The following is a 15,989-nucleotide window of genomic DNA, read 5'->3' on the forward strand; positions in this document are numbered from 1 at the left end:
AGCATCACAGCAACTGCGGCTCCCCACTCATAACAAATCGTATCAACCTGCTCCCAACGAAGCCTCTGATGCGCCCTCGAACCGTTTCATGGCGAACAGCGAAAGATCGAGTTTGCTGCTCCCCGTCGTTGCCAGGTCGGCCAATGCCTCTCCAATGACGCTGGCGAACTTAAACCCGTGCCCTGAGCAGGGAGATGCCACCACGACCTCCGGCGCCCCTGGAAGGATGTCAATCACGAAGTGCTCGTCAGGTGTGTTGGTGAACAGGCAGGTGGCGAGCCGCAGGGTCGGTCCATCGGCATCGGGGAACATGTGCCGGATGCCCTTGCGAAGCGCCTCTTCGTCAGCAGGCGTCGGCTCTCGGGAAAGCTCGTCGGCATGGCCGGTTTCGTGGAAGTGGTGGTAAAGCCCGATCTTGAACCCTGGGATGCCCCAGGTTGGGAACTGGTAGAAGTGACCGACCTCAGACTCGATGTTTGACACCGGGAAGACGTCTGGCCGAAAAAACTCCGGCTTCCGGGGCAGGAACCAGCCCAGGACTTGGCGCTCCGGCACAGCCGTGCTCCTGAGAGCGGGAATGAGATCGGAAATCCAACCGCCTGCGGAGACCACCACCTGTCCGGCCTCATAGCGGTCTTGATCCGTCACGACCAGCACCCGCCCGTTGGCGGGCTCGATAGCGACGACCTTCTCCCGTCCGTGGAGTTCGGCTCCGGCAGAGACGGCCAGGGATGCATGCGCCAGGATGGCGCGCTCCGATGCCACGAACCCTGCCTCCGGCTGGAAGACGGCGGCATAGTGGTCCGGGAGCTTATAACCGGGGAACCGTCGTGCGGTTTCACGAGCAGTGAGGACTTCATGCGCAAGATCATGCTCCCGGCACGCCGTCAGTGCGCCTTGAACGATCCGGCTGTCTTCCGTCCCCCCATCGACGCCACCCGTGATGAACAGCAGTTGCTCACGGGTCTGCTGCTCGGCTTCCCGCCATAGCTCGTAGGCACGGCGGAGGAGCGGGACGTAGTTGGGATGCTCAAAATAGGCGAGGCGGATGATCCTGTTCAGCCCATGGGAGGAGCCCATGCTGTGCCCCAGGTCAAACCGGTCAATGCCCAACACCCTCTGGCCGCGGCGAGCCAAGTGCCAGAGGGCGGCAGACCCCATGCCGCCTATGCCGATCACGATGGTGTCGAATGATTTCATAGTGAGATGCCCCACGAACGTTGGACAGATGGCAAAGCCAGCTTACCGGTTGGGGCTCACAGGGCAACGGTCATGTGCGATGTTGCGATGGACAATCGGTCGATCTGCATGACGTACGGGAAATCGCCTTCGACAAGGGCATGATCGACTATATTCCTGCAAATCGGGATGAAGATGGGACTTTTTCTTCCCATATGGCAGACTGATGCATCCTGATGAGCATCCGACCTCTTGCACTGTGACCCAGCTGGATGAATGACCTCCACCGACAGATTGCTGATCTCGAATCCGAAATCGACGATCTGTCCGAGGCGGCAGAGCGCTGCCGGAAGAGCATGATCGTGGCACGAGTGGCGATCATAGCAGGTGTTCTGCTGGTCGGAGCGTCGCTCTCAGGGCTTGCGCGGACAGATGCTCTCGTTCTGGTGATCGGGATCGCTGTGACGCTGGTCGGGATCGGCCTCTTGGGATCGACCCGAGGTTCCTTAGAACACATCACCGGAAAAATCCGGGCATCCGAAGCCCGTCGCGATTGAAACCCCTGACATCAATCAAAGAAACAGCCTGACACGCAGCTTTGGAACTCCATGATGTTGACGGCCGGTCGCTTCGATGTAGGCGCAAAGTTAGAATGTCCTGGTCTCGGATCATCAGGGCAGACGGCCGAAGCTTTCGAAGATCACATCGTAGAATCGTTCGGCATCAACATCACGGACGACGTAAGCGTTCTTTTGCCGGTTGGTCACACCCCACCAATCAATCACAGTCATCCCGGTTGTCAGAGGAGAGTTCGTCTCAATCTCGACATTCACAGGGAGGCCCGAGAACAACTCGGGCCGCAGCAACCAGACAATTGTCGTCGGATCGTGCAGCGGAGCGCGGTTAGCTCCGTACTTCTGCCAATCAAACTGCTTGGCGTAGGTGAGGAGTCTCGCAAAGATTGGACCGACCTTGTTCCCCATCGTGCGGAAGCGTTCGATCCGATCAGCCGTTACGTGAGCCTTGTGGGTGACATCCAATGGCATCATCACGATGCGAGCGCCCGAACGCAACACTCGCGCGGCCGCTTCTGGATCCACGTAGCAGTTGAACTCGGCTGCAGGAGTCACATTGCCGCCTTCCGACAAAGCGCCGCCCATCCAGACGATCTGGTCAATCCGTCCGGCTACGCGTCCTTCCCGTTCGATCGCCATTGCCAAATTCGTCAAGGGGCCAAGAGCACAGATCGTGACGGACTTCGCTGGCCGGCTCATGACCTCTTGAATGATGAAGTCAGCCGCATGCTGAGGCTGAATAGGCATCGTCGGTTCCGGCAGATCGTATCCGTCGAATCCGGTCTTGCCGTGCACGTACTCAGCCGTGAAAAGCGGGCGGGCCAGAGGAGCCTCGGCTCCGGCGAATGCCTTGACATCCTGGCGCCCGGCGAGCTCCAGGATCTTGCGAACATTTCGGGCAGTATGATGAAGAGGAACGTTGCCGGCGACAGCGCAGACTCCAAGGACTTCAATCAGGGGAGAGCCCAAGGCCGTCAAGATGGCGACCCCATCATCCGGACCAGGGTCAGTGTCGATGATAACCTGCTTCATCCATTTGCGCTCACGAGCATCTCAGGCCTCTGCTTTCAGCAGATGCTAAGGCAAAGTTCAAGTGCAGCGATCCCTGCATGATTGTGACCGCCCACCCAGTTCCGTGAAGGGCCGAATGGGCGACTCTGCCACCCTTACTTCGGAACTCGTGCATTCCAGCTCTGCCAATCCGCTACGATCGTGTGAGCGAACTTGCCGCCAACCCGATACGCGTTCGTGACAGAGGGAATATAGCCGCCCGACTTTGCCGTCAGGGACTCCACAGGGGTCTGCCCTGATCCTTCCCGATCGAAGTTCGACGCGGTTCGAAGGATGGCGATCCGGTCGAAGTTGAGGAGATTGGCGTCCGCGCCGCGCCGCAGGGCCGTGAGGGTCGCATTATCCTCCTGCTGCGTGGTGCAATAGTTGGCCTCACCATTCGTGATCAGCTTCGCCCATGCCTCCATCCCGGCTCCGAGCTTTGAACCGTGCCACCAGGTATCCATGGAGATTGTATCGCAGATGCTCACGCGGGGTGCGGCATTCGCCGGAGCGGCTGCGTACCGCGCCCGGTAGGCTTTGGCGGCATCACCATCAGCCAGCTCTACGTCCTTCGTCAGGCTGTACGCCTTCTGCAGGAGTTCCTCGTTCAACCGGTAGACTTCGCTTCCGTACCTGAGCTCGACCTTCTCGCCCGGTCGACTCGCACCAATGGCGACATAGCCGGTGCTCCAGTCGCTGGGCATGTCGCGGGCGTCGATCGCATTCTGCAGGCCCCCATCGACTGCAAAGCGCGCCCAATGCGCTGATCCCAAGGTCCCATCGGCGGGATCAACACCGGCAATGCCGGCAATGAGAAAGTAAGTCTGCGAGAGGTCAAAACGGCCAGTGTAGATCAAAGCCGAAACAGAACTGGCCGCATTGGCATAGCCCATGCTGGTGGTCATCAGGCACAGACCGGCGTCAGTGCACGACACCTCGGGAAAGGCCTTGGACAGGCCAGGAACCGCTACTTTCTGCGTGAACCGCTCACTATCCAGCCAGGGCTTGGCCTCACCGGCAAACATGGTAATCACCATGACCTTGGGGCTGATGCGTTGGGAGGCTTCCTGTGCGGAGAGGGCCAGCGGGAGGCTCGCGGCCACAACGCCCAGAAGACCGGCTCCACATTGATGTAACATCATCAGCTCCTCACGTCTGCAATCGCAATGTCTCCCCAGCAGCCAGACGGCTATAGGGATGTCGGCTGGATCGGGTCTACCAAACCCAGCCGGATCGGGGCTACCGGAAAGTTCGATCTTGGTTGCTTGTCATGCAGGCAGAGCGCTCGTTGAGACCGCAACTCTGGCCATCGGGGGGGCATCTCAGCCAAGCTTCCATCGGCGGTTCAGGCTTGGATGGTCCCGGTCAGCCGTAGCACGAGGTCAACGCTCGATCGGCAAGCTGGGTGACGACTCAGATACCCCGCCACCCACGATCGCCAGCGCCGCCTTTCGCACAACCCACAGGCAGGGGATTGCCTCAAGTTCCGAGATACCACCGGACACCGAGCAAGATTACCGCCCCATCGACCCGTCTGCCCTTGAACATCTGCTTCATCCCTCAGGCAACTCAGGTCAGAGCCCGCGAGAGGGACAAGAAAGTTGCCGCAGACCCGAATTGCCCGGCCAACAGTGGGCCCAGCGCCCTCATGGTTGCAAGGCCAATCTCGCGACAGCGAAGGGTTCCAACTCGACCGAGTCCATCCGTTCCATCCGGTCGAGAAAGCCTGGATCGGCCGCCGCCGCCTCGAGGTCCTCAGCTGCCAGGATCGCCCCGTGGACACTTCCGACCCCTTCGATCGTGACGTGCTGGCGCTCGGCCGTGAGATTCGCAAGCCATAGCTCCCGACCCAGGTCCGACCGGGCGGCGAAGCCTTGCACGAGGTTGGGTGCAGAGATCTCCGTCGCAATCATCGCGCGTCCAGCCAATCGGGCAAGGCCACGCAGGATGTGAAAGACTGGATAGAGCCCCGGCTGAGCATCGAAAAAGGGCTGCGGCCAGGAGCGGCGTGCATGAACGGCGCCGAACGCCCCCACCAAGCCGCCGAGCGCAATCGCGGCCGCGCCGCCGCGCGCGAAATGCGAGAAATAGCCCAGGTTCCATGCCGCTCCGAGGAGGCCTCGCTGGCGTGGATCGTTGAAGTTCATGGCCTGCCGGATGTTGTGCGGGTTGGCCATCGGGGCTTCGCCGTACGGGTTGTCGCGCATGCCGATGGCGCTCGGCCCGACGACGATGGGCGTCTCACCCGCGATCGCGCGGGCGCTCCTGGCGATAAACGGGAGCGAGCCGAGCCCTTCCATGACGGAACGGTCATCCCCGGCATGGACAACCGCGCATGTCGTGAAGACCACGTAGTCGAGCAACTCTTTCGGTGGGCGCTTGCGGTTGAGCTCCGTGAAATAGCTGAACATTCCGCCACCGATCTCCGAGCCCGAAAACGCCCGACGGGCGGCCCGGTAGAGTGCGTCGAGAGGCGGGGATGGTGGCCAGACGCTGCCCGGCAAGGTGCATTTCAGATCGGGTGCGGGCGAAATCAGGACCACGCGGAACGGTGAGCCGAGCGACGCGGCCACCCGGCCGAGCTCGGCGATCTCGGCCTCCGCCGCGCTCTGCTCGACCGAGAGCACAACGGCCTCGAGCCAGGGCTCCGCGCCGAGATCGCGCGCGATCTCGACCGCCGCGCGCAGGCTGTCCGAACTGTGACCCTGACGGGGATCGTGGCGGCAGACGAGATAGAAACGCCCGATTTCGCTCAAACGATCGCGTGCCGCGCGGGCATCCTCCGCGTCGGCCGGATCAAGTCCGAGGCCAAGCCGCGGAGCCGGTCCCGCATCGCCGCCGAGGCGGACTGTGACCATGCCGCCCGTCGGGGCGGCCGCGCTCCCGCGATCCTCAACCGTCACCGTGACGGATTGTTCGAGTTCGGTGCCGGCCGCGAGCCGGTATGGCCAGGGCAGGGCAAGCGGGCGCACATAGGTCTTGAACGAGGCGTCCGTCCAGTTGCGCTGATCCTCCATCTCGAAGGTGTCGCCTTCCATCCGGCAGGTGACCGAGAGGCCCGGAGCGGCTTTGTGGGTCAGCGCGCGCAGATCCATCATCGGCTGGACGGGGTCGATCAGCTCCGGGAACGCGCCTTCGACGCTCCGGCCGTCGACATGCTCGATCCGGACCGCCTGGCCGGCCGCGCTTTCGGGGTGGAGCACCACGAATCCGGTGCGGTTCGTCTCGAAGTCCGTGGCCGCGCGGCCTTGTGCCCGAAAGATGAGCCGGCCGTCACTCGTGCCGGAGATCTCCGCCGAGTACCGGAACTCCTGGCGCTCGTCGGCTGCGACCGCATCGTAGGTGACGCGAAAGCCGCCGTCGGTTTCTTCGGCGGACAGGTTCGAGATGCGCGGGTTGTAGGTGCCCCAGTCGGGGTTGCGCACGATGAATGACACAGCACGCAGGAGCTCGTGGCCGCGATAGCGGATGTAGCGCAGGTTTCCGGCTTCGAGCTCCGCGCTGAGTGAGCCCGCGCGGAGGACGCGCGGCGGCTCTACCTGCTCTTCGGTTCCGTAGAGCCGCACGGCGAGTGATACATTGCTGGACATATCGGACCTCCCTTTAGAACGCTTGGGCTGCTTGATTTCCTGGTCTGACTTTCGAACTGGTTGGCTTCAGCGCTTTGCGCGGACACTGACCAGTCTCTCGACCAGCAGCGCCAGGATGATGATCGCTCCGATGGCCGAGCCCTGCCAGAAAGGCGAGACACCCATGAGGTTCAGCCCGTTGCGGATCATCACCATGATCAGGACGCCGATCAGCGTGCCCACGATCGAGCCTCGCCCGCCGTAGAGACTCGCCCCCCCGATCACCACAGCCGCGATCGCGTCGAGCTCGAGCATGTTGCCCATCAGGGGATCGGCCGAGAGAAGCTGCGCGATCGAAAAGGTCACCGCGACCGCCGAGAGGGCGCCGGAGATCACATAGGGCAGCGTGCTGTAGAACAGGACGGAGAGGCCCGCGGCGCGTGCGGCCTCCTTGTTGGAGCCGATCGCGTAGATGGTGCGCCCTCCCTTGGTGTAGGTGAGATACGCGAAGGCGAGGGCATAGAGGACGAGGAGGAACGCGACGTTCGACGGGATTCCGAGGATCGAGGTATAGACGATGTTCGATAGGTCCGACGGGATATTCGAGATCGCCGTCTGCCCGGAGAAAATGTACGAGAGGCTTCGGGCGATCGCCATCATGCCGAGTGTCACCACAAATGCCGCGAGGCCGAAATAAGCGATCAGGCACCCTGAGACGAGGCCGATGAAGCCGCCCGCCGCGATAGCGCACGGGATGGCGAGCGGGATCGGTAGGTGCTGCAAGGAAAGGCCCAGGACAATCCCGCACAGGCCTGCGACCGACCCGACCGAAAGGTCGATCCCGCCGGTCAGAATGACGAAGGTCATGCCGACAGCCACGATGCCGACCACCACGGACTGGTCGAGGATGTTGAAGATGTTCGTGCGAGTGAGGAAATACGGCGAGAGCAGCGACAATGCGATCGCGATGAGCAAAGCAAGAAGCGCCATCCGCACCTCGAGGCGGCCGAGGATCCGCCTGGCCCAACTGGCGCGGCGTGGCGCAGAACCGCCGGGCGGTTCGCGGGCGTCGGAGCTTACGAGGTCGTTCGTCGTCACTCTGTCCACTCCTGTTCAATCGGCGCTCATCAGAGCCTCGACGCGGGTTCGGATGAGCCGGGCGGAGGGGATGGACATCCGGCTGTCGACCGTCAGCCCGATCCAGCCGAAATCATGACCGCGCGGGTTGCGCATCGGGACCAGAACGGTGGAGAGAGGCACGTCCGTCTCTGCGACAAAGCCGTCTTGCCGCTCCATGAGAGCGCGGGAAATGCGGGTCTCCGCGATCCTCATGGCCTCCCCGGTCCGCAGACCGGGGCTGGGGCTGCCCGCGGCCTCCACGAGGTTGAGGCAGATGAGCTCATCGCTGTCGATGAGCACCCAGAAGGCCGCACCGCTGTGGTCCGCCGAGATGGCATCGAGCAGGGCGGTGTTGCGCGCCATGGACGTCCGCGGGGCGGCGAGCAGCGTGAGCTTCACTTCGTCGAGAAGAGCGCTCGGCAGATCCGCGATTGAGCGCCCGTCGCTGAGTACGACAATCCGGTCCGCCAGGCCGAGGAGTTCCTCGAAGTCGGAGGAGATCAGCACGACGGCCACGCCCTGCGAGGCGACCTCCCGCAGGATCGCATAAATCGAGGAACGAGTGCCGATGTCGACGCCCTTGGTAGGCTCGTCCAGGATCAGAACGGCAGGTTCGAGCAGCAGCCAGCGCGCGATGATGACCTTCTGCTGCATGCCTCCGGAGAAAGTCAGCATGTTCGTATCGAGGAGGCGGTCGGCCGGGAGTCCCAGCCGCTCCATGAGGCGCGCTGCTGCGGCCTCTCTCTTGCGGTAGCCATGGCCGAACCCACGGTAAGCGCCCAGATGCGCGAGGAGGAGGTTCTCTTTGACCGAGAGGTCGGGCACGATGTTCTGCGTGCGTCGATCTTCGGGGATGAATCCGATTCCGTGGGCGATGGCCTCGGCGGGGCTTCGCGGTGCGATAGGCCTGCCTGAGAGCGTGATGGTGCCGCGGGCTCGCGGGCGCAGGCCGAAGATCGCCTCCGCGGCCTCGGATCGGCCGGCCCCGACGAGCCCGCCGAGGCCAAGGATCTCGCCACCGCGCACGCCGAAGGACACGTCGACGACATGGGGCGGCGCACTGAGCCCTTCGACGGCCAGCAGAAATTCGCCAGAGCGGCCTCGGTCCGGCTCGCGCGCTTCTGCGGTGCGGGCGTAGATCGAACCGAGATCCTGGCCGACCATGTGGCGCACCAGGTCACTCTGGCTCAGCGAGGCCGTGTCCAGCGAAGCTGCGACGGTGCGTCCCTCCCGCATGATGGTGACGCGGTCGGTGATCGCGAAGACCTCTTCGAGGCGATGGGACACGAACACCAGGGCGTGGCCGTCTTGGCGCAATCGGTCCATGATCTCGAAAAGCCGCTCGACCTCGGACGGGCTCAACGACGCAGTCGGCTCGTCAAAAATGATGAGATCAGTGTTGAGCGCGAGCGCCTTGGAGATTTCGACGAGCTGGCGCTGTGCAGCGGAGAGATCGCGCACCTCCTGGTCGAGCGGCAGCATATGTTCGTGACCGAGCCGGGCGAGCAACTCGCGGGCACGCTGGCGCAGCCGGCCGCGCGAAAGGCGGCCAGGCCTGCCGAGCTCTGGCAAGAAGATATTCTCCAGAACCGAGAGATCGGGAGCGAGACTGGTCTCCTGCATGACGATCGCGATACCGGCTTCGAGCGCATCGCGCGTGGAGGCCACGCGGAGCGCTTGCCCCTTGAAGACGACCTCGCCCCGATCCGGGATCACGTGCCCGGAGATGACTTTCGACAGGGTTGACTTGCCGGCGCCATTGGCTCCGAGAAGCCCGTGAACTTCGCCTGCCCGCAGTTCGAGTGTCGCGCCCTGAAGGGCGCGGGTGCGATCGAACGTCTTGTCAATGCCAGTTGCTTTGAGGATCTCCGAGGGCCGAACCCGGCTGAGCGCGTGCATCGTTGCAGATTTCCATTGCGTGGCGCGGCCCGGGGTCCGGGCCGGCCGAGCCTTAAGGCATTATTTCACCTCATTGGCGAACACCGTCTCTTTGACGGTAGGCAGGAGCTTCTCGATGTTCTCGCTGGTCACGACCAGGATCGGCACCAGAATTTCCTTCTCGGGTGTGCCCCCTTTCAGATGCTGCAGTATGGCCTCGCCGGAGCGCACCCCCATGAGATAGGGCTGCTGCATGCCGGAAACGACGATCTCGCCCTTCTTGAGGAGGTCGACGAAGTCCGGGATGCCGTCGAACGCCGCGACGAGAACCTCTCCCTGTCGCCGGGCGGCGCGGATTGCGCGTAACGCCCCGATAGCAGGCTGGTCGGTCTGGATGAACATGCCCCTCATGTCGGGATTGGCGGTCAGCATGTCCTGCGTGAACTTGAAGGTCTCGTCGGCCGTGTACGACTGCATCTGCTGCAGGCCGGCATCCTTGGTGATTCCAGCCTCCGTGAGCGCATCCCGGAAGCCTTTCGTCCGGGCCTGGCCGTTCTTGCGGGCCTGGGAGATCGATACGATGCCGACCGAACCTCCCTGCCAGCCCTTCTTCTTCATGGCCTCGGCGAGGGCCTTGCCGACGCCGTTCGCGCCCTCGTAGTTGTCGGAGATGATGAATGACACGTAGTCGCCGCTGTTCGTTCCGATATCGGCGATGACGACCGGGATGTTGGCGTCCTTGGCGAGCTGGAGCACGCTGGGAGCGGTCGAGGAATCGGTCGGCGAGATCACGATGCCGGCCACTTTGCGGGCGATCGCATCCTGGGCATTGCGCAACTGGGTCTGAGCGTTGTTGGAGGAGTCGAGCGCCTGGTAGGCGTAGCCCTCCTTCTTGGCCGCGGCTTCGACGCCTTTGGAGAGGTAGCGCCAGAACGGCAGATCGAGGCCAGGCGTGAGATAGACGATCTCCTTCTCGGCCGCCCGGGCCGGCGCGCCGATGGCGGTCAGGCCAGAGGCCAAAGCAGCGGCGGCCACCAGGGCCAACAGACTTCTTCGCTTCATCATGGTTTCCTCCTCCGTTTGCTGCACCCCGACCGGGGGCTTAGAAGCCGGCCTCTCGTCCGGTGGCCGGTCGTCAATCTCGTGTGTCGCGTGTGGAGCTCGCATGGCCGAAGCGGCCGAATCTCAGGGGTCAGGACTCTTGTGGGCTCACACGGGTCTCATGCTGGCACGGGCACCGACTCGGGGAGCAGGCGCTCGGTTTTCAGGTCTCGCCAAAGCGCGGCAGGCACTTCGGTTTTGATCGCCTCCATGTTGCGTTCGACCTCCTCGGGAGAAGCGCCCCCGAGGATCACGGATGCCACAGCTGGCGCGCCAAGGGCGAACCGGAGGGCAGCGACCGCGATCGGGACACCGTGTGCCTCGCAGACGCGCTCGATCCGCGCGACCTTGTCCATCACTTCGGGCGGGGCCGGCACGTAGTTGAAATGAGCGCCGGGTTTGGCTCCGGTGGCCAGGATTCCGGAATTGTAGATGCCGCCGAGGATGACGCCGATCCCCTTCTGTTCGGCGAGCGGCAGAAACTCGTCCAGGGCGTCTTGATGGAGGAGCGAGTAGCGTCCAGCGAGCAGCACGCAATCGAAGTCTCCGGCCTTCACGAAGCGCACCGTCGTGTCGGATTCGTTGAGGCCGAGCCCCACTGCCTTGACGACACCCTGGCTCCGGAGCTCGTGCACGGCTTTGTAGGATCCTTCCATTGCCTCCCGAAAGCGCTGGTCGGCCATCTCGGGGCCATGCGTCCAGACGTCCACGTCGTGCAGGAGGAGGATGTCGATGCGGTCGAGGCCGAGCCGCAGGAGGGACTGCTCGAAGGAGCGCATCGTACCGTCATAGGAATAGTCGACGATTGAGGCATGCGGCACGCCGCCGGCGAAGCCGGGACCTCCGACGCTGCGGCCCGGTTTGCGCGGGTCCATGCGCCTTCCGACCTTCGTTGAAAGCACGTACGAGTCCCGGGGAAAGCGTCGCAGCGCGGCGCCGAAACGCAGCTCCGAGAGACCGTTTCCGTAATGGGGCGAGGTATCGAACAGAGTCATGCCGGCGCGGTGGGCCGACTCGACCGTCGCGATGGCCCTGCCTTCGTCGAGCCGCTCGTACAGGTCCCCGACCGGCACTCCGCCGAATCCGAGAATGGTGACCGGGATGCCTGTCTTTCCGAGGGGGCGGGTAGGAAGCATGGGAACGCCTCTGAGGCTTGAGTGGAGGGGCGGGATCAGGCGGTTGCCCGAACCTTGGGGGTATCGGTGACGGTGTCGAGGTCGGGCGCCTGCCCGTAGCTCATCCTGCGCATCTGCTCGATCACTTGAGCCATCTGCGTCTCGGTGAGGCGCGGCGGTTCGCCGACCGCGAGCGCATGGACGTACATCTTGGCAAGGGTCTCGATCTCCACGGCCCGCCAGAGTGCGCGTTCGAAGGTGTCGGCAAGTACGATCAGACCGTGATGCCCGAGAAGGCAGGCGCTGCGGTCCTGAAGGGCCGCAAGGGCGAGATCGGACAGGTCCTGAGTTCCGAAGCACGCGTAGGGCGAGCAGCGGATGTCCGTGCCGCCCGCGACGGCCACCATGTAATGGAAGGCGGGGATTCCGCGCTCGTGCACCGCCAACGTGGTCGCGTAGGTGGAGTGGGTATGGAGCACGACGTTGTGATCCGGACGGGCTCGCAGAATGTCGCGATGAAAGCGCCATTCCGAGGAGGGGCGATGACGTCCCTCGAACGTTGCGTCGAAGCCCATGACCACGATGTCCTCGGGTTCCATCCGCTCATAGGGCAGGCTGGTTGGCGTGATGAGGAACCCGTCGGGAATGCGGTGGGAGAGATTGCCGGAGGTGCCTTGGTTGAGGCCGATCCGGTTCGTCTCGCGACATGTCTTGACCATGTCTGAGCGGAGGATATGGAAGGGGACTTGGGACATGGCGTTCTCGCGTTTCAGGCGGACAAGGCTGCAGGGTCAGGCTCAGCGGCCAGCCGCGCCCAGCGGACGGCAGCCTCGCGAAGGCCCGGGAGGACCAGGGGCTCGGATGGAAGGAGTGGGATCTTCACCGGCGCCGTACGCGAGAACCGCCCCCACAGGAGGCCGGCGCCCAGGGCGGTCCCGTGCGGAGACTGGCTCAGGGCGACGGGCTGGCCGGGGCGCAGCGCCGCGAGCAGACGGCCGAAGGCGATGTTGGTGGAGAACCCTCCGTCGACCACGATCGGCGCGCGGGAGCCCAATGCATCCAGGCAGGCGCTGGCCGTGAGTGCCACGTAGAGGGCGGCGGCTGCGCCCGCCTCGGTCACCGCGGCGGGTGGGGGGCCGACGAAACGTCCGCGACGACCACTCCCGGGAAACAGGCCGTCGTGGGGACCGAACGAGGGGAGGGGCAAAGTCCCGCGCGCGATCAGGTCCCGCAGGGCTGCGATGGCGGCGTCGTCCGGAGCCGGTTGGGAGCCGGCGATCATCGCGTATTCGCGCCCTGTCATCGTCAGCGTCGAGGACACAATCTCTCCGTCGACGTCGACATTGGATACCATCGCCCGCGCGCCGTCCAGCCGATCGAGGGGGCAGCGGCGGTCGAATCCGATCATCCAGGTGCCGGTGGACAGAACGGTGTGGTCGGACAGCCCGGCTGCCTTGTAGCGGAAGAGGTTGGCATTGCTGTCGTGGACCCCGCAGAGCACCTCGGTATTCCGTGCAAGACCGGTTCGTGCCGCCCAATCGGGTCGCAGATGCCCGAGGACCTCGCCGGCGCGGGAAAGCGGAGGGAAAAGACGCGAGAAGCCGCGCCGTCGGACGAAGTTCGAGAGCGTGCCCGCCCGCGGGTTCCACACGTGGCCCTGCGCGCCGAGCTGCGAGACCTCGCTGGCCGGTACGCCGCCGAGCCTCCAGGCCACGTATTGCGCGGTCGTCAGGAAATGCTGCGCCCGCGCGAAGGCTTGCGGGAAGCACTCCGCCTGCCAGGTGAGCTGCTTGGCGAGCTGCATTGCACCGGCTCCGGTGAAGGAGAACACCTCCTCGTATGGTGGTCCTTCGAGAGCGTAGAGGGCGTCTATCTCGGGCGGCGTCGCAGCCTCGTAATCCATCATCGGCAGAACGGCCCCGGCCTCGTCGACCAGCACGCCACCGCCGCCATGGGCGGTGGTGACGAGCGCGCTGATCTGGTGACGGCCAGCAAACCCAGCGAGGCCGTCGAGGAACCAGTCGATGATTCCGTCGACGTCGATTGCCGGATAGGGCTCGTCGAGCAGGAAGTCGTGAAGACGCGAGATCGAGGCGGTGCAATCCCCCTCAGGGTCGACGAGCACGAGCTTCAGATTGGTTTTCCCGATGTCGAGAACCGCTGCCTGTGGCTTGCCGGACCCAGTCATGGTCAACCGCCCCTGAGCCGCTGCCGCAGCTGGGTGGTGCCCGCGACCGCGATCAGTATGCCGCCCCAGATTGCCAGGGTCAGAAATGCGCTGAAGTTCAGGAGGTTGAACGCCGACGAAATGATCTGGAGCATGACGAGGGCCAGCACCAGCCCGCTCACCTTGCCGAAACCACCCATCGGGTTGATGCCCCCGAGCACCGCTGCGAGGATCGTGACGAGCAGATAGCTCTCACCATAGGAGGCATTGGCCGAGTTGAAGCGCGCCATCATGACAATGGCCGCCACGGCGGCGAGAAGGCTCGAGATCAGGTAGACCTTCAGGATCACGCGCCGCGTTTGAATCCCCGAAAACCGCGTCGCCCGCTCGTTGGAGCCGATCATGTAGATCGCCGCTCCCAGAGGCGTCCGGTTCAGCATGATCGCCAGCGGCAGCGCAGCGGCGGCGAAGACGAGAAGCGCCACCGGGATGCCCAGCACCGCTCCGTTCCCGATGAACACGATGGGCTCGGGGAAGCCGGAGATCACGTTGCCTCGCGTGGTGCCGACCGAGATTCCCTTGACCAGGGTCATCGTGCCGAGCGTTGCGAGGATAGGCGAGACCCGCAGATAAGCGATGACGAACCCGTTCACGAGTCCGATCAGCGCCGCAACGGCGAATCCCGCCGCGAGAGCCGCCACCTGGATCAGGACCCACGCCGCGCCTTCCGATCCCGGCACGAAGCGCGTGAGAATGGCTGCCATCGTCAGCGCGCACAGGTTGGCGGTCGCGATGACAGACAGGTTGATGCCCCCCGAGAGGAGCGTCACCATCATGGCGAGCGACAGGATGCCGAGCTCCGGCAGCTGGTAGGCCATGGATTGGAGGGATGCGGCCGAGAAGAGCTGCTCGCCGATCACGAGCCCAAAGGCCGCCAGCAGGATCGCGATCAGCACCAAGAGCCTCAGGTTGGCGCCGTCGCCGCCGAAGCCCCGCAATCGCTCGACGTACCCGATCCGAGGAGGCTGGGCCTCGACCGCCGCGATCCCTTTGTCGAGCTGCCCGATCGTGTCCGCAGGCTTGGAGGAGGTCAGGGGGTGGCTCATGGCGCGGCACTCCGCAGAGGATCCCGTGCCCATGCGAGCCCGCCCCCTTCCCGCATGTCGTGAGTGGACGTGGGTTGATTCATGCGACGGCACTCCCGGCCCGTCGCCTGAGGGTGAGCGAGGTCGAGCTCACGGAGACGAGGATCACGAGCCCGACGAAGAACTGCGACCAGTATGACGAGATCCCCACCAGAACGAGACCGTTCTGCATCACGGCGAGGAGCGCCAGCCCCAGCACCGTGCCGAGCACCGTTCCGACGCCGCCGTTGAGACTCGCCCCGCCGAGGACCACCGCCGCCAGCACGTCGAGCTCACGACCGACGAGGACCGTAGGCGCCACGCTCTGGGCAAGCTGCGCCTGGGCGAGCGACGCGATGCCCGCCATGAAGCCCATATAGCCGTAGACGAAGAGGTTGAGGCCGAACACGTGAAAGCCGAGCCGCCCCGCGGCGTCCCGGTTGCCGCCGAGCGCATAGATCTGCCGTCCGATGGTGGTCCGGTTGAGCAGGACCCAAGTCGCCGTGAAGGCGAGCAGGAGCAGCAGGATCTGGAGGTTCACCCCGTAAGGGATCTGGTCCGCGTCCACGAATTCGAACCACCAGATCCCTTTCGAGAACCAGTCCGGCAGTGCATAGATGTACTGGCCGCCGGTGACGAAGACGAGCAGGCCGTAAAAGATGTTGAGCGTTGCGATCGTAACGATGATGCTCGAGATGCGCAGGCTTTCGATCAGCCAGGCGTTCAACAATCCGCAGGCGATCCCCGTTCCGATGGCGAGCCCGAAAGTCTCAGCCCAGCCCAGCCCATAGGCTTTGGCGAAGGAGAGGGCGAGATACTGCGCCACCGAGGCCGTCGCCGTGAATGAGATGTCAATCCCACCGGCGACCAGAACGACGAGGAGCCCCGCCGCCAGGATGCCAAGGAAGGCATAGGAGGTGAGGAGGTCGAACAGATTCTGGAGCGTGAGAAAGCTCGGGGTCGCGGTCGTGAGGACGGCGCCAAGCGTCAGCACGACGGCAAGGAGGCGGGCCTCGTGGCTATGCGAGAAGCGGCGGAGAGCGTCGATCATGAACGACCCTGCACGAATGCGGGCGCCGGATCCGGCGCGGGCCGCCCTGTTGCATTGC

General features: G+C 64.2%; 12 protein-coding genes. All 12 read right to left on the reverse strand.

The window, feature by feature from the left end; all coding sequences use genetic code 11:
* Positions 1-42: 42 nt before the first annotated feature.
* Positions 43-1,200 carry an N-methyl-L-tryptophan oxidase gene (solA, locus tag OCW50_RS14335; protein ID WP_262298024.1) on the reverse strand — a complete coding sequence of 386 codons (1,158 nt, stop codon included), beginning with the start codon at positions 1,198-1,200 and terminating at the stop codon, positions 43-45.
* Between the two features lie 650 nt (positions 1,201-1,850).
* Positions 1,851-2,786, reverse strand: coding sequence for a nucleoside hydrolase (locus OCW50_RS14340; RefSeq protein WP_262298025.1), 936 nt, complete (start codon positions 2,784-2,786; stop codon positions 1,851-1,853).
* A gap of 134 nt (positions 2,787-2,920) precedes the next feature.
* Positions 2,921-3,949: a purine-nucleoside phosphorylase gene (locus OCW50_RS14345; RefSeq protein ID WP_315974429.1), complete on the reverse strand. Its 1,029-nt coding sequence runs from the start codon at positions 3,947-3,949 to the stop codon at positions 2,921-2,923.
* Positions 3,950-4,453: 504 nt separating this feature from the next.
* Complete coding sequence (locus OCW50_RS14350) at positions 4,454-6,397, reverse strand: D-apionate lactonase family protein (RefSeq protein WP_262298027.1); 1,944 nt, start codon at positions 6,395-6,397, stop codon at positions 4,454-4,456.
* Between the two features lie 66 nt (positions 6,398-6,463).
* A complete protein-coding gene (locus tag OCW50_RS14355) occupies positions 6,464-7,474 on the reverse strand; it encodes an ABC transporter permease (RefSeq protein WP_262268815.1) in 1,011 nt (336 codons plus the stop codon).
* A 15-nt stretch (positions 7,475-7,489) separates the two neighbouring features.
* Positions 7,490-9,394, reverse strand: coding sequence for a sugar ABC transporter ATP-binding protein (locus tag OCW50_RS14360; protein WP_262298028.1), 1,905 nt, complete (start codon positions 9,392-9,394; stop codon positions 7,490-7,492).
* Between the two features lie 60 nt (positions 9,395-9,454).
* Positions 9,455-10,435: a substrate-binding domain-containing protein gene (locus OCW50_RS14365; protein ID WP_262298029.1), complete on the reverse strand. Its 981-nt coding sequence runs from the start codon at positions 10,433-10,435 to the stop codon at positions 9,455-9,457.
* Between the two features lie 158 nt (positions 10,436-10,593).
* Positions 10,594-11,610, reverse strand: coding sequence for an aldo/keto reductase (locus OCW50_RS14370; RefSeq protein ID WP_262298030.1), 1,017 nt, complete (start codon positions 11,608-11,610; stop codon positions 10,594-10,596).
* 35 nt (positions 11,611-11,645) lie between these two features.
* Positions 11,646-12,344 carry a class II aldolase/adducin family protein gene (locus OCW50_RS14375; RefSeq protein WP_262298031.1) on the reverse strand — a complete coding sequence of 233 codons (699 nt, stop codon included), beginning with the start codon at positions 12,342-12,344 and terminating at the stop codon, positions 11,646-11,648.
* A 14-nt stretch (positions 12,345-12,358) separates the two neighbouring features.
* Positions 12,359-13,777, reverse strand: coding sequence for an FGGY family carbohydrate kinase (locus OCW50_RS14380; RefSeq protein WP_262298032.1), 1,419 nt, complete (start codon positions 13,775-13,777; stop codon positions 12,359-12,361).
* A 2-nt stretch (positions 13,778-13,779) separates the two neighbouring features.
* A complete protein-coding gene (locus OCW50_RS14385) occupies positions 13,780-14,862 on the reverse strand; it encodes an ABC transporter permease (RefSeq protein WP_262298033.1) in 1,083 nt (360 codons plus the stop codon).
* A gap of 79 nt (positions 14,863-14,941) precedes the next feature.
* The gene (locus tag OCW50_RS14390) at positions 14,942-15,931 is read right to left on the reverse strand and encodes an ABC transporter permease (RefSeq protein WP_262298034.1); all 990 of its coding nucleotides are present in this window, start codon (positions 15,929-15,931) and stop codon (positions 14,942-14,944) included.
* Positions 15,932-15,989 lie beyond the last annotated feature (58 nt).

This window comes from Microvirga sesbaniae, assembly GCF_025460805.1.
Classification (GTDB): domain Bacteria; phylum Pseudomonadota; class Alphaproteobacteria; order Rhizobiales; family Beijerinckiaceae; genus Microvirga; species Microvirga sesbaniae.

Excerpts from the sequence above, each read along its gene's own strand:
- solA (WP_262298024.1), bottom strand. The coding sequence starts at position 1,200 with ATGAAATCATTCGACACCATCGTGATCGGCATAGGCGGCATGGGGTCT.
- OCW50_RS14340 (WP_262298025.1), bottom strand. The coding sequence starts at position 2,786 with ATGAAGCAGGTTATCATCGACACTGACCCTGGTCCGGATGATGGGGTC.
- OCW50_RS14345 (WP_315974429.1), bottom strand. The coding sequence starts at position 3,949 with ATGATGTTACATCAATGTGGAGCCGGTCTTCTGGGCGTTGTGGCCGCG.
- OCW50_RS14350 (WP_262298027.1), bottom strand. The coding sequence starts at position 6,397 with ATGTCCAGCAATGTATCACTCGCCGTGCGGCTCTACGGAACCGAAGAG.
- OCW50_RS14360 (WP_262298028.1), bottom strand. The coding sequence starts at position 9,394 with ATGCACGCGCTCAGCCGGGTTCGGCCCTCGGAGATCCTCAAAGCAACT.
- OCW50_RS14365 (WP_262298029.1), bottom strand. The coding sequence starts at position 10,435 with ATGAAGCGAAGAAGTCTGTTGGCCCTGGTGGCCGCCGCTGCTTTGGCC.
- OCW50_RS14370 (WP_262298030.1), bottom strand. The coding sequence starts at position 11,610 with ATGCTTCCTACCCGCCCCCTCGGAAAGACAGGCATCCCGGTCACCATT.
- OCW50_RS14375 (WP_262298031.1), bottom strand. The coding sequence starts at position 12,344 with ATGTCCCAAGTCCCCTTCCATATCCTCCGCTCAGACATGGTCAAGACA.
- OCW50_RS14380 (WP_262298032.1), bottom strand. The coding sequence starts at position 13,777 with ATGACTGGGTCCGGCAAGCCACAGGCAGCGGTTCTCGACATCGGGAAA.
- OCW50_RS14385 (WP_262298033.1), bottom strand. The coding sequence starts at position 14,862 with ATGAGCCACCCCCTGACCTCCTCCAAGCCTGCGGACACGATCGGGCAG.
- OCW50_RS14390 (WP_262298034.1), bottom strand. The coding sequence starts at position 15,931 with ATGATCGACGCTCTCCGCCGCTTCTCGCATAGCCACGAGGCCCGCCTC.